Source organism: Embleya sp. NPDC025285 (genome assembly GCF_055558835.1).
In genome coordinates, this window is sequence record NZ_JBVHLU010000040.1 from 40,987 (window position 1) to 64,963 (window position 23,977).

At 69.9% G+C, this 23,977-nt stretch carries 12 protein-coding genes and 3 pseudogenes; 8 read left to right on the forward strand and 7 right to left on the reverse strand.

What is annotated here, in order from left to right; translation table 11 throughout:
* Positions 1–239 precede the first annotated feature (239 nt).
* Together ACZ4FV_RS25975 and ACZ4FV_RS25980 are read right to left on the reverse strand one after the other, a co-directional pair.
* Positions 240–1,832: a phytoene desaturase family protein gene (locus ACZ4FV_RS25975; protein WP_465323339.1), complete on the reverse strand. Its 1,593-nt coding sequence runs from the start codon at positions 1,830–1,832 to the stop codon at positions 240–242.
* On the reverse strand, positions 1,829–2,302 hold the full coding sequence (locus ACZ4FV_RS25980; protein WP_465323340.1) for an SRPBCC family protein: 474 nt from the start codon (positions 2,300–2,302) through the stop codon (positions 1,829–1,831). The genes ACZ4FV_RS25975 and ACZ4FV_RS25980 overlap by 4 nt, the downstream gene beginning before the upstream one ends.
* 102 nt (positions 2,303–2,404) lie before the next feature.
* Here ACZ4FV_RS25980 and ACZ4FV_RS25985 point away from each other — a divergent pair, with 102 nt between their 5' ends.
* Together ACZ4FV_RS25985 and ACZ4FV_RS25990 are read left to right on the forward strand one after the other, a co-directional pair.
* The gene (locus ACZ4FV_RS25985; protein ID WP_465323341.1) at positions 2,405–3,781 is read left to right on the forward strand and encodes an APC family permease; all 1,377 of its coding nucleotides are present in this window, start codon (positions 2,405–2,407) and stop codon (positions 3,779–3,781) included.
* A gap of 82 nt (positions 3,782–3,863) precedes the next feature.
* Positions 3,864–4,109, forward strand: a complete 246-nt coding sequence (locus ACZ4FV_RS25990; RefSeq protein WP_465323342.1) for a hypothetical protein — start codon at positions 3,864–3,866, stop codon at positions 4,107–4,109.
* A 281-nt stretch (positions 4,110–4,390) separates the two neighbouring features.
* Here ACZ4FV_RS25990 and ACZ4FV_RS25995 read toward each other — a convergent pair whose 3' ends face one another.
* A complete protein-coding gene (locus tag ACZ4FV_RS25995; protein WP_395861616.1) occupies positions 4,391–5,092 on the reverse strand; it encodes a MerR family transcriptional regulator in 702 nt (233 codons plus the stop codon).
* A 431-nt stretch (positions 5,093–5,523) separates the two neighbouring features.
* On the opposite strand from ACZ4FV_RS25995, the gene ACZ4FV_RS26000 reads away from it, so the two are divergent.
* From ACZ4FV_RS26000 to ACZ4FV_RS26025, 6 genes and pseudogenes are all read left to right on the forward strand, one after another.
* Positions 5,524–12,897 carry a LamG domain-containing protein gene (locus tag ACZ4FV_RS26000; RefSeq protein ID WP_465323343.1) on the forward strand — a complete coding sequence of 2,458 codons (7,374 nt, stop codon included), beginning with the start codon at positions 5,524–5,526 and terminating at the stop codon, positions 12,895–12,897.
* A gap of 1,089 nt (positions 12,898–13,986) precedes the next feature.
* Complete coding sequence (ctaD, locus tag ACZ4FV_RS26005; RefSeq protein WP_465323344.1) at positions 13,987–15,708, forward strand: aa3-type cytochrome oxidase subunit I; 1,722 nt, start codon at positions 13,987–13,989, stop codon at positions 15,706–15,708.
* A gap of 151 nt (positions 15,709–15,859) precedes the next feature.
* Positions 15,860–16,224: pseudogene (locus ACZ4FV_RS26010) on the forward strand (IS701 family transposase); the annotation flags it as partial.
* 516 nt (positions 16,225–16,740) lie between these two features.
* Complete coding sequence (locus tag ACZ4FV_RS26015; protein WP_465323345.1) at positions 16,741–17,457, forward strand: neocarzinostatin apoprotein domain-containing protein; 717 nt, start codon at positions 16,741–16,743, stop codon at positions 17,455–17,457.
* A 210-nt stretch (positions 17,458–17,667) separates the two neighbouring features.
* Positions 17,668–17,862 (forward strand): annotated as a pseudogene (locus ACZ4FV_RS26020) (Orn/Lys/Arg family decarboxylase); the annotation flags it as partial.
* 188 nt (positions 17,863–18,050) lie between these two features.
* Entirely contained in the window at positions 18,051–19,268 is a 1,218-nt protein-coding gene (locus ACZ4FV_RS26025) for an aromatic acid exporter family protein (RefSeq protein ID WP_395861599.1), read from the forward strand.
* Between the two features lie 432 nt (positions 19,269–19,700).
* Here ACZ4FV_RS26025 and ACZ4FV_RS26030 read toward each other — a convergent pair whose 3' ends face one another.
* From ACZ4FV_RS26030 to ACZ4FV_RS26045, 4 genes and pseudogenes are all read right to left on the reverse strand, one after another.
* Positions 19,701–20,384: an SDR family oxidoreductase gene (locus ACZ4FV_RS26030; protein ID WP_465323346.1), complete on the reverse strand. Its 684-nt coding sequence runs from the start codon at positions 20,382–20,384 to the stop codon at positions 19,701–19,703.
* A 471-nt stretch (positions 20,385–20,855) separates the two neighbouring features.
* Positions 20,856–21,317, reverse strand: a complete 462-nt coding sequence (locus ACZ4FV_RS26035) for a PH domain-containing protein (RefSeq protein WP_465323347.1) — start codon at positions 21,315–21,317, stop codon at positions 20,856–20,858.
* A gap of 1,843 nt (positions 21,318–23,160) precedes the next feature.
* Positions 23,161–23,568 (reverse strand): YwqG family protein, encoded by a 408-nt coding sequence (locus tag ACZ4FV_RS26040; protein ID WP_465323349.1) that lies wholly within the window; start codon positions 23,566–23,568, stop codon positions 23,161–23,163.
* A 162-nt stretch (positions 23,569–23,730) separates the two neighbouring features.
* A pseudogene (locus tag ACZ4FV_RS26045) lies at positions 23,731–23,968 on the reverse strand (DUF6009 family protein); the annotation flags it as partial.
* Positions 23,969–23,977 lie beyond the last annotated feature (9 nt).

Sequence of the window (23,977 nt, forward strand, 5' to 3'; positions counted from 1 at the left end):
GCGGATACGCGTGAGGCGCCCGAACGCGGCCGAACGCGGCCGTGCGCGGCGGCGGCCCCGAAGCGCTCATGGGCCTGCTTGTCACCGAGACGACCGCGGCCCCGCAATCCCACCGGTGGCAAGCGGCAACCCATCGGGGCTACGCACGCACACACCTTCCTCGGTCGACGGTACCTCGAGACCGCCCGTCGACATCGATCACGAAGCGATCGAGCGCTCGACGTGCCCGGCGGGGGCGATCAACAGCCGATGACGCGGGTGATCGCCAGGCGGTCGGCGCGCAGCGCGGCGCGGGCGGCGTTCGCGCCGCAGGCCCCGTGCACACCGCCGCCGGGGTGAGCGGATGCGGAGGCCAGATACAGCCGGCGGACCGGCGTGCGCGATCCGCCCGTGCCCGGGACGGGCCGGAAGACCAACTGCTGGTGCAGCGCGGCGGATCCGCCATTGAGGGCGCCGCCCACCAGGCTCTCGTTCGCCGCCTCCAAGGCGAGCGGGGACATGATCCGGCGCGCGGTGATCCTTGCGCGAAATCCCGGCGCGAAGGACTCGACCCGCGCTTCGAGGCGATCGGCGTACGCTTCCGTCTCCGCGAGATCCCAGCGTCCGGTGAGGCGGCCGTCGAGGTCCTCGGTGACGTGCCTGGGAACGTGTGTGTAGGCCCAGGCGGATTCCGTTCCGGCCGGGGAACGGGTGGGGTCCGTCGTGGTCATCTGTCCCAGCAGCAGGAACGCGCGGGCGGGCAGTCTGCCCGAGGCCACCTGTACGGCGTAGTCGGAGAGTTCCGCGAGGTCGCCGGACAGATGTACGGTGCCGGCTTCGGACGCCGCGTCCGCCGTCCATGGGATCGGCCCGTTGAGGGCCCAGTCGACCTTGAACGTCCCCGGGTCCCAGGCGAACCGGCGCAGGTCCTCGCGCAGCCGCGTGGGCAGGTCGTCCCACGAGACGAGCCCGCCGTACAGCGCCGGCGCCGGGACGTCGGCCAGCACTGCCCGGCGCGCCCGCACCGCCTCGCCGTCCGCCGTACGTACGCCCAGAGCCGCACCGCCGCGCACGACGACCGACGTCACCCGCGTGCCGCAGCGGACGTTGCCGCCCTTGGCGGTGAGGCGTCGGACCAGCGCGTCGGTCAACGTGCCCGCGCCGCCCACCGGCACGGGCCAACCGTACTGTTGGCCGAGCATGGCCAGGAGCCAGCCGTATGCCGCGCTCGGGGCGGCCTCCGGCACCAGATCCGCGTGCAGCGCGCAGCCGGCCAACAGCATCGTGGCGCCGACGTCGGAGAACTCCTCCTCGCCCAATCTGCGCACAGACAAGGCCATCATGCGCGCGAACCGCAGGCCGTCCGCCGGCCCGAGTCGCGCCGCGAGCGCCATCCCGGAACGAATCGGCGGGAAGGGAGTCAGAAGCGCGTTCACCAGATGCGGGTCCAAGCGGTCCCACAGCGCCGACAGCCTGCGCCACCCCGCCCCGTCGTCGGTGCCGAAGTCCGCTGCCAGCCCTGTGGCCGTGGCATCGACGCCGCGCCGCAGGACGGCACATCGTCCGTCGGCGAGGGGGTGTGCCAGGACCGAAGGGGCGTGACTCCAGCGAAGTCCGAACTCGTGCAGGTTCAGTGCGGCGATCGCGGGCGAGGCAACGGCAAGGGGGTGGAAGGAACTGAAGGTGTCGCTCACGAAGTCCGGATGCACCTCGCGGTCGCTGTGCACCGCGCCGCCGGGGGCCTCCCGGGCTTCCAGCACCTCGACCCGCCATCCGCGATCCGCGAGGATGTTGGCCGCCACCAGCCCGTTCGGGCCGGCGCCGATGACGACCGCGTCGGCCTCGTCGGTCATCGGGGGCCGGCTTCGGGCGCCGGAGCGTACTCGCCCTCCGACGGTTCCTCGGCGACCCGGGCGAGGTTGCGGAGCATCCTGCGGTTGCGCAGGTGCAGAAGGAACTCGCCGGGTGGGCCGTGCAGACGCGCGGCCGGGCCCCGGAGCGGATGCTCGTCCACCAGGACCAGGGTGTCGGTGTCCCACGGCAGCAGTTCGATGCCGATGCGAGCCGTCCCCAACGGCGAAGCCACCGCCTCCAGCTCCAGGCGTCTGCCCGGTTCGCAGAGCCGGACGATGCACTCGTCCCGAAACGTGATCGGCCCGAACCCGATCGTGTACACCAGACGCGCCCCTTCGCCGGGCCACGCGTCATCGGCGCTTTCGACGCGCTTGGTGCCCACGACCCACTCGGCATAGCGCCGCGCGTCCGCGAGTACGTCCCAAACCCGTTCGGCATACGCGTTGATCAACTGCTGTCGTCGAGCCATGCGCGGCGACTACCCGAACCTGGCCGTCTCGTACCCGAAACGTTCGACGTACCTCTGCCCGTGCCGCGTCTGTGAATCGATCTTCGGGGCATACGGGTGCGCATGACCACATCGCAGACACCGATGGTGCCCTCCGTCGCGGCAGCCGGGCCCGGACTCAAGAAGACCTTGACGACGCCGTTGCTGTTCCTTTTCATCCTCGGCGATGTGCTCGGCGCGGGCGTGTACGTCCTGGTGGGCCAAGTCGCCGGCGAGGTCGGAGGGGCGGTGTGGGTGCCGCTGGTCGTCGCGTTGTGTCTCGCCCTGTTGACGGCGGGTTCGTACGCGGAGTTGGCCACGAAGTACCCGCGGGCGGGCGGTGCCTCGCACTACACGACCCTCGCGTACGGGCCGTTCGTGGGCTTCGTGATCGGGTTCTGCATGCTCGCGGCGGGCATCGTGTCGGTCGGCGCGTTGGCGCGGGCCTTCGGTGGCGACTACCTGACCGAGTTCGTCACGGCCCCCATCGCACTGGTGGCGGTGTTGTTCCTGATCGCCCTGGCCCTGCTCAACGCACGCGGCATCAGCGAGTCGATGCGGGCGAACTCCGTGGCGACACTGATCGAGGCGGGTGGCCTGATCCTGATCATCGGCCTGGGGGCCTGGGTGATGCTGCGCGGCGACGGCGACCCGTCGCGACTGACCCGGCTGGGCGTCCACGACAAGGGGCCGGCCGGCGCGGTGCTGAGCGGTTCGGTACTCGCGTACTACTCGTTCGTGGGGTTCGAGACCTCGGTCAACGTCGCGGAGGAGACCAGGAACCCTCGACGCTCCTACCCGCGCGCCCTCTTCGGTGCTCTGGTCGTGGCCGGCGTGATCTACGCGCTGGTCGGCATCGTCGCGAGCGCCGTCGTACCCACCGACCGGCTGGTGGCGTCCAGCGGCCCGCTGTTGGAAGTGGTCGAGATCGCCGGTGGCGTACCCGAGTGGCTGTTCAGCGCCATCGCCCTGGTCGCCGTCGCCAACGGCGCCCTGTTGACCGGCATCATGTCCTCGCGACTGACGTACGGCATGGCCCGGGACGGCCTGCTGCCGGCTTTCCTGGCCCGCGTCCTGCCGAGCCGCCGCACGCCGTGGACCGCGATCGCGACGACGACCGGACTGTCCCTGCTCCTGGCCCTCACCGGTGACGTCGCCACCCTCGCCTCGACCCTGGTCCTCCTGCTTCTGGTGGTCTTCCTCGCCGTCAACGTCGCGGTACTCGTGCTGCGCCGCAATCCCGGGGAGCACGAGCGGGAGCATTTCCGCGTCCCCACCGTCCTGCCGATCCTGGGCGCCGCGTCGTGCGTCCTGTTGTCCACCCGCGTCGAAGCCGACGTCTGGGCCCGTGGGCTGCCGCTGATCGGCGCCGGGATCGTGCTCGGCCTGCTCTCCGCCGTACGCCGCTCCCGGCAGCGCCCCGGCGCAAACGAAAGTCACACCAGTGGGCCCCTGGTCTGAACGCGCGTACACCAGAGCGCTCCGAGGTGACGAGGGACACCGGAACACGGACCTTCTCCGGAACCGCGTCGGGCGCGTACCCATGACCGAGACCGGCAATATCACCGGGACCAAGGACGAGGACTACAACATCATCTGGTTCACCGAGGCATGCACTGCGGCCATCGGCGCCGCCCGACGCCACGCGTTGCTGCTCGGACTACGCCCGGGGCCCCCACCGCGAAACACCACACAAGCCAGGCCCCGGTCGAACCCGGGGAAACACCGCTCCGGCGGTGAACGCCCGACGCCGTCGAGCATCGTGAACACCGCCGGGTCAGCCACGTGATCGCGTGAATGGGTGGCTGACCCCCGTGTTCTCCCCGCCGCCGTACAGTTCGCCCTCGGTGCCGACCGCGAGTTCCCCGCGTCGGCGATCACCACGCTCACCCGGCCGGACCGACCGGCTCGGCCACCGGCCGGTGCAGGTCGCGGTCGACCTCTCCGCCGTCCAGGCCCGGCACCGAGGATCTGGTGCAACCGGGTCGTCTCGTCAAACCAGGGTGCGCCCGGCCGCGTGCCTTCGTGTCGTTGTCGGCCGTGCCGATCAAGTGGCTTGCCAATCCCGGATCAGGCCGTTTGCCGGTGAATGGAGAGCACGGCACTGAGTGCGGCGGCACCGTCGAGGAGGGCCTTGGATCGAGCAGTGATGCCGGCGTCCCTGGCAGCCAGCGCCGAGACGACATCCTCCGATCGGCGGGCGCGCCGCAGCTCCGGCATGAGGGCCCGCAGGGGCGTGATGCGGTATCCGGCCTTGCGCAGTTGGTGAACGATCCGCGCATCCTGCACCTGAGTCGGTGTGTATCGTCGCGATCCGCGCACGGGGTCGCGGTCCGGGATGACGAGAGCCTCCGCATGCCAGTGCCGCAACGTCGAAGGGCGCACACCGAGGGCGGCGGCGAGTTCGGAGACGCTCATCGAGTCCGACGCGCGCACGTCTTCGATCGACTCGCTGGAGATCGCGTGGGCGGCCTCCTGAGCGCGCCTCAGTTCCGCGCGCTCTGCATCGAGCCGGGCGTGCGCCGTGTCGAGAAGGGCAAGCGCCTGCGAAGTGGGAAACCGGTGGAAGGCCCGAACGATCTTCTTGGCCTCGATCGGCCCCACGCCCGCGGCGAGGGCTCGGTAGGCCATTGCGGACTGCAGATGTACCTCCCCATAGATCCGGTAGCCCGCGGCGGTGCGCATCGCGGGCGGAAGTACACCGTCGTGCTCGAGATTGCGAACTTGCTGAACGGAGTACCCAACGCGTCGCGCGACATCAGCGGTACGCACGCATATCCCCTGATTTGAGACTTGGCATCCCGGCATCCCTCGATCTCGGCCTCAAAGTCTCCACAAGCACTTCAATGCAACGCTAGAGCACATGACCAAGCGCACCAGGCGCGGCCTCTCGCAGGCAGGAGTGCGTGCGTGCGTGTGTGCGCGGTTGTGGGGATTTGGTGAAGGCGCCGGGTGGCAGCGGTCCCGTTGATACGTTCCATGCACGAACCACCTTGCTGTGTAAGGGCTTTACCGTCCGTCGTTGACGTGGGGCCAACACGGGGTTCGGGGGCGCCGGGCCTCCCGCCCGTCGTCGCACGGGTGCGGCAGCCGATGGGCTGCGTCATTTCCTGAATGGCTGTAGGGGTCGGTGACCCGTGTGGTCACCCGGTGTCGATCAGCTGTGGTGTGGACGCCGCTTGCCCGAGTAGGGCGGTGGCGCGGTGTTCGAGTTTCGCGAACTGGCCATGGCCCGCGTGGGTGCGGGCACGACGGGTGGGGGTTTCGTGGCGCACGACGAGAGCTTGACGAGGGTGTACAGCGACCGGAAGTACGTGTCGACGACGATGGTGCGTCACTCGGGTACTACCGTGGCGTTCGCCATGGACGCGGACCGCAGGATCGTCTACAGCGTCTTGGACCTGGAGCAGGCGTCGGCCAAGCGCGGTCCGCTGGACGCGCGGTACTGGAATGAGGAACCGGCGGTAGTGCCGTTCCCCGGCGAGCTTGTGGAGGTACCGGCGCCGGGGGCGTACGCGGCGTCGGGTGTGCTGCGGATGCCGTGGGTACGGGCCGGGGGACGTACCGAAGCGGTGGCGGGTGTGCCGCTGCCGGTGGAGGAGCGTGACCCGTTCCTGTCGACGACGGCGCGGCTGAGCGCGCCGGCACCGTTCCAGGTCGTTTCGGACGGCCGCTACATCCTGCTCTTTCGCCAGGGAGTGGACGCGAACCACAAGGATGTCGTGTTCTACGCCGAGGGCGGCACGGTATCCGGTGATCGGGCCACCGCGGCGGCGGGCACGAAGGCGACGGCGACCGCCGTGGTCGACGGGTCGTTGCTGTGCGACCGGTTCGTCCTGGTGGGGTCGGTGCTGAAGCCGGTCGTGGAGGTGCGGTACCAGCGGTCGCGGTCGAAGCTGCGGGGCGCCTCGGAGAGCGACACGTTGGGCACCCGGGACATGGAGGGGAACCCCTTCTTCGAGCCCACCGCGAAGCTGTCGTTCGTCGCGCCTCTGCAACGCGGCGCGTTCACCGTGCTCTTGCTGCCGACCGCGGTCGTGGGTGAGTCCCGGTGGCAGGTGTTCGCGGCGAACAAGGCGACGGGACTCGTGGAGGGCTACAACTGCGCGCAGGGCTCGGACGGCTTGTTCGACGTGGTGGGCGCTCAGCTCTACACCAGTCCGGACCCGAAGTTCGCCTCCTCGGTACTGGAGCGCGGGCCGGGGACGTGCCCGCACACCAAGAGGCCGCTTGTGCCCGTGCCGGCGACCCGCGACCGGGCCGGTACGGCGATGCGGTTCGACCCGGCGAAGAACACGCACGTGCTGCTGCCGGCCGCGCCGCCCGGGTCCGCGGCGGTTGCGTCGTCCGGTTACACGGTGGAGGCGTGGGTACGTCCGGCCGCGGCCTCGGGGACCATCCTGGCGCACCATACCGGGGCATCGCCGACCAGCACGTTCGCGCTGGAGTTGGACGCGGACCGGAAGCTGGTGGCGGACCTGGGTGGAACCCGTGTGGTGGCGGGCACCGCGGTGCCCGTGAACGCCTACGTGCACGTCGCGGCGGTGTTCGACGGCAAGAACGCGGCCGTGTACGTGGGCGGGGTGCGGACGGGCGGACGTGCGGTCACGGCGGTACCGGACGCTCGGTCCGCGGCGAGCGTCGGGACAAGGCTGGCCTCGGGCGTGCCGGAGGCCGGGTTCAAGGGCGACGTCGACGAGGTGCGGATCTGGGAACGGGCGCGGACCGAGGCCGAGTTCGGCGATCGGGGGCTGCGTCTGTCGGGCATCGAGCCGGGCCTGGCGGTGCACTGCCGCTTCGACGAGGGGGCCGGGACAGTGGCCGGCGACCACACCAGGGCGATGCGCGACGGCACGGTGCACAACGGCGCGGTGTGGGTGGCTTCCGACGCTCCGGTGGGTGACGGGCCGGGACTGTCGCGGGACGTGTTCGGCTTCGCCGGCCGCGCCGTGTCGACCGGGCTCGCGGCGGTCACCTATTCCCAGCAGGAGCCGGCCACGACCGGGTACGGCACGGCGGTGGGGCACGAGAAGCGGCAGACGCGGGTGCTCGTGGCGTGCGGGACCTCCGGCCCGGCACCGGCGGGCGGCGCGGCCAATCGCAGTTACGTCGCCGCGGTGGACTTCGCGGTCGCCCGGGACGGTCGTCTCGCGGCGATCCCGTCCTTGGTCACCTTGGCCGAGGCGGGCAAGTCCGGGGCGGTGGGCGACGCGGCGGCGGTGGCCGCCGCGCAGGCGGCCGTGGACGCCGCGCGGGCGAGTCTGGACGCGGACCGGCAGCTGGCGGCGCAGGTTCAGCAGACTCTGGCGACCATCGACTCCTACGACCGGATGTTCGGCCCCACGTTCGCGTCGTTCTTCGGCATGCACAGACGGCTCCAGGAGCAGCAGGCCGCGCAGCAGCGGCTGGGCGCGCGTCAGGCGGCCGTGGACGCCGCAGAGGACGCGTTGATGACCGTGTCGGGCGGTACCCGCGGCGGCGGCGACACCGTGGTGGCGATGCCGCTGGTCTCCACCGACCGGCAAGGACTGACGGTCTACGGGGCGTTGTTGGCGTTCGCGTGGACCGAGGACGCGCCGTTCGTTCTGGACGGCGCGGGCGGCGACGTCGTGCTGTACTTCCGGGGCGGGGCCGGGCAGTTCTTCTCGGCCTACTACTCCACGCTGGTCACCCGGGCGACTCGGAGCCTGGGCGCGGGCTCGGACCGGCTGGAGTTCATCGCGCGCGACACCGCCACGCGCGCCAAGGACTTCACCGTGCAGGTCACCGCCGATGCCGGTTCGGCCGCGGACCTGTGCACGGTGACCGTGACCTGCGGGTCGCGCACCGAGACGTATCTGCGGGTGCCGCGTGCCGCGGCCTCGCTGGCCGCGGTCCTCAACGGCAACCCGCCGGCCGGCACGCTGCTGGGCACCGTCCTGTCGGTCAAGGACCGGCTCGTCGAACTGACCGCGCCGCTCCCCGCACCGCTCGCGGTCGGCAGCCGGGTCCTGGTCGGCGGGAGAGTACGCAAGGTCGACGCCGCCGCACCGGCGGGCGCGACCACGTTCACCGTCTCCGGCGACACGGTCACCGCCGCGGCCGGATCGCAGGTGACCGCGGTGCTCTACGACTACGCCGACGCCACCGGCAGCGTGACCGGCACCGACCTGTCCTCGGGATCGCGGATCGTCGCGGTCACCCGCGTGGGTTCCACCACCGCCGTGGTCGCCGACGGCGACGCGAAAGACGCCGGCGACGGGGTCGGGCCGCACTGGCGCGGTCACGCCCCGGGCCGCGCACCGGCGTTCGACGGAACCACGCAGTACCTGACCGCCGTGGACGGGGCGGACTTCGCCACCGATGGCGACCTGACCCTGGAGGCGTGGCTCAACCCCGCCTCCGCGACCGGCACCGTGCTGCGCGCCGCCGGACCCGCCACCCCCTACGGCCTGGCCCTGCGCGGCACCACGTTGTTCAGCGGTCTCGGCCTCGAAGAGGACAACGTCGTCGAGTGCGGCGACCGCCTCACGCTGACCGGGACCAGCTTCACCATCGAGATGTGGGTCTTCCGCCAGGCCACCAACCGCGAGGACCTGCTGTTCAGCACAGGACTCAGCCTGATGTTCGGGGTCGACGCGAGCAACCGCTTCATGTTCGGCGGAGACTTCGGCACCCCCGGCCAGGCCGACTTCACCTGGGCGATAACCACCGCCACCGTCCCCGCTCAGGAATGGCACCACTGGGCGGTGGTCCACGACGCCTCCGCCGGAACCCGCCGGGTGTACCGGGACGGCGTGGAGATGGTGTGCACGTCCGAAGCCGGCGGCGCGGTCGCCACGGGCACGTTCGGTGGCCAGAGCCTTTTCGGCTCTGGCGACTCGCGCACGGTCAAGCTCGGGTGCCGGGCCGAGGGCGGCAACCCCGGGTCGCGCGTCTGCCTGGACGAGGTGCGCGTGTGGGGCCGCGCGCGGACCGCGGACCAGATCAAGGAGACGATGCGTCGGCGACTGCGCGGCCGCGAGGACGACCTGCTGGCGTACTGGCAGTTCAGCAACGGATCGACACTCGACCGCTCCGGCCGCGGCAACCACGGCACCCTGGTGGGCCCGTTCCGGTCGGCGGCCTCCGGACTGGACGGCTTCGCGCCCGTGGCCACGGTCGGCTCGCAGACCTTCGCCCTGTCGGAAGGGGTCGCGATCGGCGACTGGAGCCACGTCGCGCTGGCGTTCAAGCAGCACTGGGCCATGGCGATGGACGGCGCCGGCCACCTGGACGCGGGCGGACCCGAGGGGCTGAACCTGCTCGGCGACCTGACCATCGAGGCCGGCGTACGCCTGGACGCGCTCGGCGTCGTGCACGGCCTGGTGGGCAAAGGCGTGGTGGAAGGCGGGGCGGCTGGCACGGCGGTGCCGTACGCGCTGCTCGTGGAAGCGGACGGCCAACTGGCGTTCATGTTCGAGAAGGGCGGCGGCGGCAAGGACAGCCTGGTCACCGTCCGCTCCGGGACCAAGCTCCAGGCCGGCGTGTTCACCCGGGTCGCGGTCACCCGCAAGGGCGGTCACAACGACAGGGGCGGTGTGGCGATCCGCCTGTACATCGACGGCGCCCCCGTCGGGCACAAGCCGTTCGTGTTCGAGGGCGCCGCACCGGTGGGCAACGACGACAACTGCGAACTGGGCCGCCTCCGCCAGGGCCGGACCACAAGTCACCTGCGCGGTTCCCTGACCGACGTACGGATCTGGAACGTCGCCCGCGACGAGAAGCAGATCGGCGCCGCGATCACCCCCAAGACCCCAGGGCTGACCGCGTGGTGGGCCTTCCCCGAGAAGGAGGGCGCCGTCACCGCGGACGCCTGCGACACCTTCCCCGCCAAGGTGCGCGGCGCCCGCCGCGTGCGCACCCCCGACCCCAACGGCAACCTCGCCACCTTCTATGTCGACGGCAGCCCGCAACCGGCCTGGATCGCGCCCATGCACGCCCAACCGACGTACCCCGGCGAGGCACACGCCACCATCGCAGGCCGACGCCACAGCGGAACACTGGCCAACGGCTACACCGGGACCATCGACGAGGTACGGATCTGGCGGACCTGCCGCACCCGGGAGCAGATCCTGGACAACATGTTCGCCCGACTGCGCGGCGAGAAGAAGGACTTGGTCGCCCACTTCCCCTTCGACGGCGCCTCTACCCAAGCCGGCGCCACCGTCAAGGACTTCGGGCCGCGCGGCAACGACCTGAACCCCTCACCCGACGCACCGCGAAACACCATCTCCAGCGCACCCATCTCCGCCGACGCCGCGGAAGTCCGCTCCGCACTCACCGGAATCGGCAGCACCTTCAATGCCCGCATCGACGCGCCCCCCGCCGCCTCCGATTACGGAGACCTGCAAGCCGACGCCGACGGACGCGCGTTCGGCGTCATGAAACGCGCCTACACCTTCGTCCGGCACGGCAGGTGGGAGCTGCACACCGGCTTCAAGACCGGGGAACTGACCAGCACGTGGGTCGGGCAGGCCCAATTCGACCCGCAACTGGTCGGCTTCCTCGAAGGCGCCCCGCCGGTGCCCTCGGAGAACATGGTCTGGGGAACCGCCGGCGACTACGCCGAGAAGGCGTCCGTGTCCTTCATCCAGGCCGACTCGGTCACCAACACCATCTCCAACGACGAGAAGCGCAGCCTGGACGCGTCCGCCAAGGGCAAGGTGGAGTTCTGGGTCAACGACGACACCTCCATCGTCGTCGCGCCCCTCGGCGTCGGCACCGCGAAGGAGGCCGTCAAGGTCAAGGTGGGCATGACCGTCGAGGCCGAGATCAAGTTCTCCAACGGCTGGACCACCAACCTCGCCGTGTCCCAGAGCACCGAGACCACCCGCACCAGCGGCGTCGTGCTGACCGGCCAGTGGGAGGAGGACGCCCGGACCGGCCAGGTCAACCCAGACGCCGGCCGGCGCTGGGTACCCGCCAACACCGGCTTCGCGATCGTCCAGTCCGCCACCGCCGACCTGTACGCGCTGCGCCTGGCCCACACCGGCGTCCTGGTCGCCTACCGGATGATCCCCAACGCCGACATCCCCCGCGACTGGAACATCATCGCGTTCCCCATCAACCCCCGCTACACCAAGCAGGGCACCCTGGACGGCCTGGTCGGCTTCGCTCCCAAGGGCAGCTCCGGAGCACTGCAGCCCTTCCCCGACCCCGCGTTCCCCAACGCCGGGGACGGCGGCGAACACAGCTACTACCGCCCCCGCGAGGCGTACGCCATCAAACGACGCATCCAACGCGAGGAGCAGCAACTCCAGAGCTTCTACGAATCGGTGTCCACCGAGAGCGCCACCTTCGCCGCCCACAACCCCGTCCGCGACCAGGCCAACCGGGTCCTCGGCGGCATGATGGGCGGCACCGGAACGGGTCTGACCCCGGACAAGACGAACCCGGCCGAAGTCCGCAAGGCCGCGAACAGCGCGTCCCGCCGCCACATGGTCAACACCTACGTGTGGACCGCGGCCGGCGGCCTGTTCTCCGAGACGATGTCCACCACCGACCAGGTCACCCAGGTCACCACCGGCGACTACACGGTCAGCAGCAGCCTGAGCGTCGGCGGATTCGCCGAAATCGAAGCGGGCCCGGTCGGCGTCAACCTCTCCGGCAGCGTCACCCTCGGCGGCGGCTACGCGGTCACCCGCAGCAAGACCAAGGAAGCCAAGCGCACGTTCAGCCTGGAAGTGAAGGCCGAACCCGCACGCGACCTGCAAAAACGTGAAGGCGACAAGCCCGTCTTCGACATCGCGCGCAACCCGGTCCTGGTGCCCGGCCGCGTCGACGCCTACCGGTTCATGACCTTCTACCTCGACAGCTCCACCGACAACTACGAGGACTTCTACGGCAAGGTCGTCGACCCCGAGTGGCTCGACCGCAACACCGGACCGGACGCCCGCGCGCTGCGTCAGACCCGGCAGGGCGACCGCAAGCCCCCCTGTTGGCGCATCCTGCACCGCGTCACCTTCGTCAGCCGCGTCCAGGACACCGCCACCGCGACCCCGTCCCTGGCCAAGGCGATGGGCACCCTCGGTATCACCAGCGACTACCACCTGATGCGGCAGCTCGAACCCCACCTGGCCGGCGCCACCACCGACCGCGCCGCACTCACCGCCGCCGCCAGGACCACCCTCGCCACCCGGTTCCCGGCACTCGCCCCGTACACCGACGCCATCGCCGAACGCCTCACCGCCTATTACAACCTCCCCGCCGAGACGACACCGACGCTCACCCCGGCCACCCCTGCCCCGCCCTCGACGCCGGCGGCAACCAGCACCCTCACGACAGCCGCCTCCACCATCGCCGCCGGCGGCACCATCACCCTGCGCTACTCGACCCCGGCCGCCACCCTCGCCGCCACGAACTGGATCGGCCTCTACCGCGACGGCACCAGCCCCACCAACGGCTCAGCCACCGACTGGAAGTACGCCCCCGACGCCGACGGCAGCCTCGACTTCCCCGCCGGCGGCAAGCTCACCCCCGGCAACTACCGGGTCTGGTACCTCCACAACAACGGCTACACCGCACTCGCCGGGCCGATCACCCTGACCATCACCTGACCCACCCAAGCATCGGCGCATCCTCGGCTGCACCACGGCAGAGCAGCAGAGCCACACGCACGCAGCCGCCCCCGTCGCACCCTCCACGCGACGGGGGCGACCGGGTCTGATCCGTGCGTGTCGTCGGCCCCGTTGCGAAAGCCGGGCAGGTCGCCATCGGCGCCGCATTCACGGGTGTTCTGTGCGGTGGACTGGCCGTTCATCGAATCGACGTTGGAGCCGGGCTGTCCGTCACAGTCGAACGATTCCTTGAGCACGGCGGCGGCCGTGGCCGTGCACAGCCGGGCATTTTCCGTCCAGATGGCTGGTACCCGGTCCGCCGTGGGCGATCACGCTCAGCGTGTAGTCCTCCTCGGCTATGGCGTGCGAGTCCCCCACGGCGCGGCGATCCGGTCCCGGCGTCTCACGTACGCCCCCTCCTCATGCGCCATGTCGGCGAGGGCTACGCGTGCGCGTGCGGGCCGCAAACGGCTCGCCTCGCTCCCGCGCCGCGATCGACCGTTGCGCCACTGAGCAACGAGGAGTTCGGGGAGGGTGCGCACCGCTCGACCCGAGGTCGCCGCTTGCGACGCCTTCGAGAGCGAACCCGACTGTGCGGTAGGGCCGGACGGGTGAACTCCGCTCGCCGGTGCGTGGATCGGCGGCTTCGCGGGCAGGGGCCGCGCGTTTGCCGTGACGCGTTGTCGCGGTGCTACGAGGAGAAGGCCATGGATACCGGAATCCTGAGTAAAGGCGAACGGCGGGCGTGGTGCGCCCTCGTGGCGGAACTCCGCCTCGGCGTGTGGGCGCATGGACCTGTGCGGGCCGGCGCCGCACCGCCCGCACCGAGGCTGCGGATCGTCGCAGCCGTCATCGTCCTGGCTCCCGTGGCCGTGGCGTGTGGCGTGGTGGCGGCGACGAGGCTGTCGCATCCGCTGGTACTGGTTCCCCTCGCGTCGCTCGCGGCACTGGGAGCACTGCCCCTGCCGGCATGGGCCTCCCGGCATCGGCATCGGTGTCGGCTTCCGTGAACGACGTCCTCACCCGTCGAGCGCAGCGATCGACCACTTCGTTCCGGTGCCGCCTTACGACCCTTCCCGTGGAGCACGAATGACCGACGTCCAAGCCCCCTTGGCGCCTTTCCCACCCGACGCGGCGGCTCCGCGCTCGTCTCGTCGTGGGACGATCGTGGTGAAGTGGTTGACCACCACCGATCACAAGACGATCGGCAGTCTCTACCTCACGACATCGTTCCTGTTCTTCCTGTTCGGCGGGATCCTCGCGCTCGCGATCCGGACCGAACTGGCCCGGCCGGGGACCCAGTTGCTCTCGAATGAGCAGTACAACCAGGCATTCACCATGCACGGAGCGATCATGCTCCTGATGTTCGCCACGCCCCTGTTCGCCGGCTTCACCAACTGGATCATGCCGCTCCAGATCGGCGCCCCGGATGTGGCGTTCCCCCGCCTGAACATGCTCGCCTACTGGCTTTACCTGTTCGGTTCGCTGATCGCGGTCGCCGGGTTCCTCACCCCGGACGGGGCAGCCGACTTCGGCTGGTTCGCCTACACCCCGCTCAGCTCGGCCGTGCGCTCACCCTCCATCGGCGGCGACATGTGGATCATGGGCCTGGCACTGTCCGGATTCGGCACCATCGTGGGCGCGGTCAACTTCATCACCACGATCATCTGCATGCGTGCGCCCGGCATGACGATGTTCCGGCTGCCGATCTTCTGCTGGAACGTGCTGCTGACCTCGGTCCTGGTCATCATGGCGTTCCCGGTCCTGGCCGCCGCGCTGTTCGCGCTGGAGGCCGACCGCAAGTTCGGCACCCACGTTTTCGACCCCGCCAACGGCGGTGCCCTGCTGTGGCAGCACCTGTTCTGGTTCTTCGGCCACCCGGAGGTCTACATCATCGCGTTGCCGTTCTTCGGCATCGTCACCGAGATCCTCCCGGTCTTCTCGCGCAACCCGGTCTTCGGTTACAAGGGTCTGATCGCCGCCACCATCGCCATCGCGGGCCTGTCGGTCACCGTCTGGGCCCACCACATGTTTCCCACCGGTGCCGTGATGCTGCCGTTCTTCTCCTTCATGACGTTCCTGATCGCCGTCCCCACCGGCGTCAAGTTCTTCAACTGGATCGGCACCATGTGGCACGGGTCGCTCTCCTTCGAAACGCCCATGCTGTGGTCGATCGGCTTCCTGGTCACCTTCCTCTTCGGCGGCCTCACCGGCGTCATCCTCGCGTCACCCCCGCTCGATTTCCACGTGACCGACTCCTACTTCGTCGTCGCCCACTTCCACTACGTCGTCTTCGGAACCGTCGTCTTCGCCATGTTCGCCGGATTCCACTTCTGGTGGCCCAAGTTCACCGGAAAAATGCTGGACGAGCGGCTCGGCAAGATCCACTTCTGGACCCTGTTCGTCGGCTTCCACACCACCTTCCTCGTCCAACACTGGCTCGGTGCCGAGGGCATGCCCCGCCGCTACGCGGACTACCTCGCCTCCGACGGCTTCACCACGCTCAACACGATCTCCACCATCGGCGCCCTCCTCCTCGGCCTGTCCACCCTTCCGTTCCTGTACAACGTCTGGAAGACACACCGGTTCGGACGCGAGGTGATCGTGGACGACCCCTGGGGCTACGGACGCTCACTGGAATGGGCCACCTCCTGCCCGCCGCCGCGGCACAACTTCACCAGGCTGCCCCGGATCCGCTCCGAATCGCCGGCCTTCGACGTCCGCCACCCCGAGATCGCCATCCTGGACTACGAGACCCAACGCGGAAAAGAGCACATCCTCGACGTCAACCCCGACAAAATTGGCAGATAGGAATAATAGGCTGAAAAGCCCCGACCGACGACGACCACCCACCCACCCAGCGGCGGGCCGTCGCCGACCCGACCCCGGCGCGGCGCGGAACAGCGGGCCGGGGTCGCGGGATGCCGATAGAAGGGACCGCCGTCTGCGCCTCGGGGGTGCGATGACCAAGCGTGTGCCCTGTCCGCCCGCACCCGGGCCGCTGGAGGCCTACGCCGCGCGGTTCGACGACCTCTTCTCGACGTTGGCGCAGCGGCGCGGGTTCCGCGAGTACCCGGCCGGGCCGTTGCTGCCGAGGGACCGCAACAAGACGCCGACCTGTCTGGTCGGTGCGGAGCCCTTGGTCGGTGCACGGCATCCGGCGGTGCAGCGGCTCCGGTTCCTCCTGTCCGGGCCCCCCTGGGACCTGTCCGAGCCCACCTGGGACCACAAGCGGATCAACGCCCGCCGCGTGAAACTGTTGCCGGCGGATTGGGCCACCACACCGCACGCGGGCGGGTCCTGGTGATCGACGACTCCGGCGACCGACCCTGGGCCTCCTGGAATCCCTCGGCCTGCACGCCGAAGTCGTCGCCCGCCGCCTCGAACCCTTCGGCCCGGTCCTGACCGCCCGCGCGACCTTCCTGGAACGGCGCGGCCTGATCGCACCGGGCCAACGTCAAGAGGAACTCGTGGTCATCCGCGCCGACGCGCCCCAGACCCACCACCCATCCGCCACACGATCGTGACGCCGAGCGCACACCGAGAACGAACGCCCATCGGGCCATTTCCACCGTCAAACGCACGCGGATGACGAGATGCGGATCTGGATCGGTCCGGTCCCCCGATTTCTCCCGGCCTCGCGTCCCCCCTCCGGCGGATCCGCCCGCGACACCACGCGTGTCGCGGATGACCGCGCCGCCTCCGGGTATCGGCAGAAACCGAAGCGATCAACACTTTCGCGTTTGCACTCCCGGAATCGGGTTGACCCGGCAAACAGAACAAGGCACCGCCATGCGCCCACGGGCCGACGGCGAACTCGGAACGATTGGAAGCATCATGGTCATGCCCTCGACCGGCAGTCCCCTTCGAGCCGCCCTCACCCTCACCGCACCCATCCTGATGTGGACACTCGCGAACTCGCCGGGACTCGCGCACGCCTCCCCCGTCCCCACGAACGACGGTCGACCGACCCTGACCGCCGACCGCACGGGCTCACTGGACCCCGCCGGCGATCGCATCACCGTGACAGGCCGCGGCTTCCGGCCCGGCAGCGAGGTGCGCGTCAAAACGTGCGACCCCGCCCAGGGGCCCGACGCGGCATGCGACACCGACCTGGGTGAAGAGCCCGTTCGGGTCGACACCGACGGCACCTTCACCCGGGAATTGCGCGTACGCGCCGCGTTCGGTCCCGTCGACTGCCTGCGCACCCGCTGCGCCGTGGCCACCACCAAGGTCGGCGGCGGTGGGGACCGCAGCCAGGAGAGCTACCTCTCGATCGGGTTCCGCGGCGAGGTCCCCGGACTGCCGGCCACCTGGGCACCAAGCCCCTCGGCCACGCCCGGCAGCGACGGCGCGACGGCCGCACAGCCCTCGCCGGCGAGTCCCTCGGCCCCCACCGACTCGGCGCCCCCGAAGGCGCAGGACACCGACACCGACGAGAACCCCTGGGTACTCCCCGCCGTCATGGCAGGCGTGATCGCGGTCATCGCCGCGATTGTGGTGTTCGTGGTCCGCAACCGACGCCAGGCCGGTACGGGACGAGGCAGCGGCGACCAGTAGATCCGGGACCGGGCATGGACCACGAGACTTGGGAATCGGGGCATAGGCGTGGGACCGAAAAACGGCGCGTCGCGTGCGCGGACGTGATGAGGCCTTCGCCGCGAGTGTCGCCGTCGCCACACACGCCGGTGTCGCGCAGCTGATGTACGGAGGGTTCCTCATCGACGTTCGCGCGCCTGTCGATGAGGTTCAGGGCGCTGGGCAGATCATGCGGTCGGCCGCACCAGTGCCGAAATGCTCACGTCCTACCCCCCGGGTATCCCCGCCGCCCTGCCCGGCGAGGGGCTCACGGCCCCGGTCGTGGACTCCCTGACGTCCGGAGTCCGGGCCGGCGTGGTCGTTCCGGACGCGGTGGACCCCAAAGTCGGCAGCGTCCGTGTGGTCGACGAAGAACTCGACGAGTGAGCGCCGATCAAAGGCGAACACGTGCGGGCAACGGCTGTTCGGCTGCGAAACCCACGTGCCCGGCGGCTCGTTTGTCGAGTGTAGGTCTCCGTTGTTCGAGTTCCCGACCGTCGCCCGCGCCGAAATAGCCGAGTTCCGCCGGACACAAGAGCGGGTGTCAAATCGGGACAGCGGGACAGGCTCGGGTGATGTCATCTGTTTCTTGGGGGCGACGTCTTCGTGGCGCGCCCGCGGTGGTCGGGGCCGAACTGCGGGGGATCGGGCGGTCGGCGACCCGTGCGTGGCGAGGTCCGGGGCGCGAGCGGGATCTGGTCTGGCAGTCGGCCAAGGCCGCGCTCGCGGCGGTGCTCAGTTGGGCCGTGGCAGGGTGGTGGCTGCGGGCCCCGATGGCCATCATGGCGCCCTGGGTGGCGATCGTGCTCGTTCAGGCGACGGTGTACCGATCGGTGGCCCAGGCTCTCCAGGTCCTGGTGTCGATGACCTTCGGCACACTGATCGCCGCCCTCGCCTGGGTGATGTGCGGCAGCACCATCGGGGCGATGGCGGCGGTGCTGCCGATCACGATGCTGATCGGCAACTGGCGGCGGTTCGGGGACAAGGGGATGTACAGCTCGACCAGCGCGCTGTTCGTGCTGTCCTACGGCCCGGTCACCGGCGCCACCATCGGACACCGTCTCGGGGAGGCACTCCTCGGAGCCCTGATCGGACTCGCGGTGAACTTGCTGATCCGGCCGCCGATGCACCTGCGGGACAGCCGCCGCGCCGCGCTCGACGTGGCGGACGAGGTCGCGGAGATCCTGGCCGAGTCGGCCGCCGGGCTGCGCGAGCAATGGGACGCAGCGGCGGCGGACGAACGGTATCGGCGGGCGCTGCGGGTCTCCCGCCGGTGGGAGGACCTGCGGGCGGCCACCGAACACGCACGCGAGAGTGTCCGGATGAACCCCCGCCGGCACCGCCATGGTCCGGTACCGGAGATCGAGCACGGCTTCCTGCCCACGCTGCAGGACCTGGTGGCCCGCACGATCGCGATCACCAGGACCATTCGGGACACCGCGCGAGCGGACGGGGTGGACCTGACCCCGGACGGCAGAACGTTGGCGCCCTACGCGGCCTTCCTGGAGGCACTGGCACGAGCGGTGCGCGAGTACGGACGGGCCGTGGCCACGACCGGCACATCGGCGCGGCCGGACGCGGCAGGCCCACCGAACGCGCGACTGCGCCGCGCCCGGGACGAGTTGGACCGAGCCGCCGAAATCCACTCCGTACTCGCCGAGCGCTTGCCCGAGGCGGCGCGGTCGGGACCGGTGACAACCGCGCTGTCCGGTTCCCTGCTCGCCGAGGCGGGCCGGCTGCTGAGCGATCTGAAGGTCGACCCGGACAGCGGTCTTCACCGGGTCGGAGACTGAGCAGCGTCGCGCCAGAGCAGTCATGTCGGCTCGGCTACCCCGGGGAGATCTCACCGGTGGACGCACCATCGCCGGGCCGGGGCGATCGACGACGGCCGGGTCGGCAAGATCGACGGCCTCCCAATGAAGCTCCTGGCCGCGAAGTGGGACGGGGCAACGGCGTTCGTCCTGCCACGTGCCGAATACGCCGAAGCCGATCGAGCCGCATGCGGCGGACTGCGGCTGGTCCCCGTTGAAACCCTCTCCGACGCGGTGAAAGCGTGTCGGCATGGGACGCGGCAAAGTGCCGTCGTGCTGACACGGCTTCGGCGAACCCGGCCGTTCGGGCGAGCGTTACCGGCCCCCGTTCCCGGCGCGTCCGCGATCGGCTCGCGTCGGAAACGGGAGCGAGGAGGAGTCGGACGATGTCGGTGGCCGCAAGCGAGCGGCGCGTCAGCCCGGGAGGGTTTCACCTCCGATGGGAGCCAAGACCTCGCCGGAGTAGTAGCCGGACAGACGATTCGACGCGAAGAACACGTACGAGGGGGCGATCTCGTCCGGCTGAGCCGCGCGCCCCATCGGAGCCTGCTGCCCGAACGTGGCGACCTTCTCCGGTGGGAACGTCGCGGGGATCAGCGGAGTCCAAACCGGGCCCGGAGCAACGCAGTTGACCCGGATGCCGCGTTCCTGGAAGGACTGGGCCAGGGAATAGGTCAAGGCGAGGATGGCGCCCTTCGTGGCCGAGTAGTCGATCAAGGTCTTGTTGCCGCGCAGTCCGTTGATCGACGAGGTGTTGATCACCGATCCGCCCGACGGCAGGTGCGCCGGGGCGGCCTTGGTCGTCCAGAAGAAGCTGTGGATGTTGACCCGGAAGGTGTACTCCCACTGCTCGCCGTCGAGTTGCTCCAGATCGTCCACCGGGTTCTGGGTTCCGCAGTTGTTGACCAGGATGTCCAAGCCGCCGAGGTCGCGGGCGGCCCGCGCGCCCACGTCCCGACAGTTGAGCTCCACCGACAGGTCGGCGCGAAGAACCACACAGGTGCGCCCGGCTCGCTCGACCAGCCGCGCGGTGTGTGCGGCGTCCTCATCCTCGCGCTCGGACAGGTACGCGATGGCCACGTCCGCGCCGTCGCTCACGTGATCGGCTTCGCCCGCTCCGTGCTGTGGAGCCGGCGATGGCCGGTGGTCACAGACGCTCCAGGAACAGCGACATGAGCAGTCGCTCGACCGTGCGGACGAGAGTGCGGGCGGTGGTGATGTCGCTGCGGGAGGCGTGCTTGAGCTCGGCCACTGACAGTCCCATCCGGTCACGTCGTTGCGGACGAACCCGGCGATCTTCCAAATGCGTTGGCGGTCGTATGCCGGTTGGGCCTCTCGTGTCCGTCGCGCCCGGTCTGCTCGCGCAGGTGAGCCACAGCGACGGGAGGCAACCGTCGCCTTCAGCGCACTCGACCGCGAGGCCCCGGTGCGCGAGCGCAAAGTGTTGACGCGGGTCCCGAGTCCGGGGGCGGTCGATCCGCACGGATCCGTGAATACGGGGCCGCCCCCGACACCTCGAACGCTACGCGGCACGACCGAAACACACGCGATCTCGCGTACGGGGTCGACTCACCTTCCGCGGTCGCGCCTGATCCGGGCCGCCACCTCGGGGACGGACGCCCAATGCTCGCCCCGGCGTCGTACCCATGTCTCCCGCAGGGCGTTCACCTCGTGGTTCAGGTCGTCCGTGCGGAGGTCGTCCATGTTGGGAAGGTCGTATTTCCGCCCGGTCGAGTCGTACAACACGGCCGCCCGTGTCGGCTGGTCCTCCAATCCCCAGGGCAGCGTCTCGATCTCGATGCCCTGCACGTCCCGCCACTCCACCACGCGGGTACGAATCACCCCGCGAAGCGTCACGCCGTGCCCGTCGACGACCGTTGCCCTGATCACGTGCACACGGAAGAGCTCGAAGGACATCAACACGGGGAACAGCCCCATCAGCAGCGGCCCGAGGGAGAACCAGCCGGTCTCCGAAGCGATCTTCACCGTGGCCACGACACCGATGCCGAGCACGAAGACCATCGGGAGCATGCCCGATCCGAGGCCCAACCGATATTCACGCCACTCCGAGGGATCCCCACGCCCGCAGGACACGACCATCAACTCCGGTGGTTCGACCGGCGAACGAAAATGCGTACGAACTAATCTCCGGACGAGCCAAGCACACGAAGCCCCCGCGCGGGAGGGCGCAATGGTTGCCGGCGTGCGCAGGAACGGTGTCTCCCACATCTGCGTCGCGGCGCGATTCCTACCGGAGGCATATGCCCAATGGGAGGCGAACGTCGGGTGGGTCGCCGGTGTCGGGCGGCCGAACCGGTCGACCTCCGGCGGTTCCCGGACGCCACCCCCAAGTGCAGCCTCCTGGAGGTCGCCCAGGCCATCGGCCGCGCCCTACGCCAACACCCCGGCGAAGGCCGCACCGCCACCGCAAAAACCCCGACCGATGGCGCGAACGCCGGCAGCGACTGACCGAGATCGACCCCGACTGGAACCCATCGGACGGCCCGATCCGGCGCAGCGGTGCTCGCTGGACTGGCAGCGCATGCTCGTTGTCGTACGCCTGCATACCGAAGCCGGCGGCCACATCGACGACTTGGTCCCCAAGCACACCGTCGGCGGCGAGGACGTGGGAGCCTGACTCCAACGGCAACGGCAACAACGCGGCGCCGACAGTCTGACGCCGGCGCAGCAGGCGGCGTTGGCCAAGGTCGGCGTCGGCGTCGGCGTCGACGTCACCGAGCAGGACGCGCAGCCCGCGACGGTGGCGTTCCGTGAGCGGGAGGGGCATCTGACGGTGCCGCGCAAGCACGTCCAGGCTGTTGAACACGGCGGCAAGGCGCACCACTTCCCGAACGCGGTGGGCATTCTGGCCGCAATCGGGCTACTTATCAGCCTCATCCTTCTACAGATGGGTGTGCGCGCGAACGAACGACACCGGCGCGCGCTCCCGAACAGGGCGCCCTGGTCTCTTCACGTCGGAAGGCGCCTACCGGCGTGGTGTCGACTTGTTCCTCGACGGCATCGCACAACAGATCGACCACCTCCGCGCGTAACACCCCCGCGGCCCGCCACTGGGCCACTCGCCCACGCCGTCCGCGTCGCGCGCGTATACCGCAGGGGCCGGCGCAAGCACACCCTGCGGTCGGGCCGAGCGCCACAGGAACGTGCATCCCCACGACAGCCACGCCACACATGCGCCGCCACCCTTGGGCGGGCCACCACAGCAGATCGGTCACACAAGCCTGCCCCGGTGACAAACCAGCGTGCTTCGGCACAGCAACGCCACCGACGGACTCGCCACCAACCGAACGAGGCGCCCAGCTCCGGGAGCCCGATCCCGACCCGACCCGACCCGACACATTCGCGGCGGACGACACTGCCGGGGAACGTATCCGCTGCATGACAATAGGGCACCCGTGCACCATTTTCCCTTCGCCGTTGGGTGCTTGAGCACTATTTCCCTTCAGGCAGCGCAACTGATGCACCATTTCCCGCTGACAAGAGGCTGCCGATACACCACGGTTGAGGAATTCTGCCACCACTCGGGCGGCGAATGCGCGCACCGTACGGCGACGTCCGCGACTATCCGAAAAGCGCGGCGAATGAATGCGGTCCGTGGTTGGCGGCCCCGTCGGTTCCGACCGGAGACCGGCCCCGATAACCCGTCCCCGGAAAAGGAATACCCCTGCGCGCCATGAACAGACGCGTTGCCAAGTTCTGCGTGACCGTCGCGCTCGCATTCACCACCGGCGTCTCGACAGCCGGCCGGGCCGAGGCAATCGCCGCCACGCATTTCATCCCGCTCCACATCGGCAACGCGGCAACGCACCGGGTGCACGCGCACCCCGACATCGTGGACAACGACGACGGCCCGTCACCCCGAGCGGGCGAGGTCGTACGCGTCGGGCGCGACTTCGTCGTCATCGCCGTCATCCCCGTCCTCCGCGGGGTCGAGCGTCACGACGTGGGTGCGGATGGCCGAGGCGGCGGGCAGCAGCGTCACACCCGTCGCGGGCACCTCCACCGGCCGCAGTTCCTCCCGGGGAAACAGATGGACCCGGTTCCCGCCGGACGTCGCGTCCCAGAACTCGCACGCGCCGGGATCGTTCTGGCACACGAACACCGACAGAACGCCGTACTCGACGGGAAGATGGGCGAAGAACTGCAGCGGCCCGCCGCAAAAGGACCCGCATATGGGCCAGGTGAATCCCGCAGGAGCCAGCGGCACGCCCCCGGTCCGCAGAACGCCGGAATCGGCCGGTACGGTGCCGTCGTAGATCATCAGAGTGGTCTGCATGGTGAGAGGCTACGGCCGAAAACGTCTTGCACCACGGCCGAGAACTCATCGTGATCTCCACACCACCGCACCTGGTGGACAAACCGCTCTCGACTGCTCCCGCACAGGCCTTCCTCGGACCGGGAGTGTGCCCCCCTCGTGCGGGCTTCAGCGGCCGGCCGGCGCTATCGCGGCGGAGCATCGCTGAGAGCGGGTGGTCTTCTCGCCGAAGCGCCTGGGGGCGATGGTGCGCGGGTCCGACCGCCTCTCCGGGCGCGCCTGCCTGGTAGGGGCCCTCGGGCTCGCTGTCCCGGTCGTGCGGGAGGAGGAAGAAGACCCTGCGCAGTTGCAGGCCGCTGTCGGGGTCGACTTCGGCGGTCTTGTCGAGTTCGATGTACCCGACCATGCCTGCGGG

Excerpts from the sequence above, each read along its gene's own strand:
- ACZ4FV_RS25980 (WP_465323340.1), bottom strand. The coding sequence starts at position 2,302 with ATGGCTCGACGACAGCAGTTGATCAACGCGTATGCCGAACGGGTTTGG.
- ACZ4FV_RS26025 (WP_395861599.1), top strand. The coding sequence starts at position 18,051 with ATGTCATCTGTTTCTTGGGGGCGACGTCTTCGTGGCGCGCCCGCGGTG.
- ACZ4FV_RS26015 (WP_465323345.1), top strand. The coding sequence starts at position 16,741 with ATGCCCTCGACCGGCAGTCCCCTTCGAGCCGCCCTCACCCTCACCGCA.
- ACZ4FV_RS26035 (WP_465323347.1), bottom strand. The coding sequence starts at position 21,317 with ATGCTCCCGATGGTCTTCGTGCTCGGCATCGGTGTCGTGGCCACGGTG.
- ACZ4FV_RS25985 (WP_465323341.1), top strand. The coding sequence starts at position 2,405 with ATGACCACATCGCAGACACCGATGGTGCCCTCCGTCGCGGCAGCCGGG.
- ACZ4FV_RS25975 (WP_465323339.1), bottom strand. The coding sequence starts at position 1,832 with ATGACCGACGAGGCCGACGCGGTCGTCATCGGCGCCGGCCCGAACGGG.
- ACZ4FV_RS25990 (WP_465323342.1), top strand. The coding sequence starts at position 3,864 with ATGACCGAGACCGGCAATATCACCGGGACCAAGGACGAGGACTACAAC.
- ctaD (WP_465323344.1), top strand. The coding sequence starts at position 13,987 with ATGACCGACGTCCAAGCCCCCTTGGCGCCTTTCCCACCCGACGCGGCG.
- ACZ4FV_RS26040 (WP_465323349.1), bottom strand. The coding sequence starts at position 23,568 with ATGATCTACGACGGCACCGTACCGGCCGATTCCGGCGTTCTGCGGACC.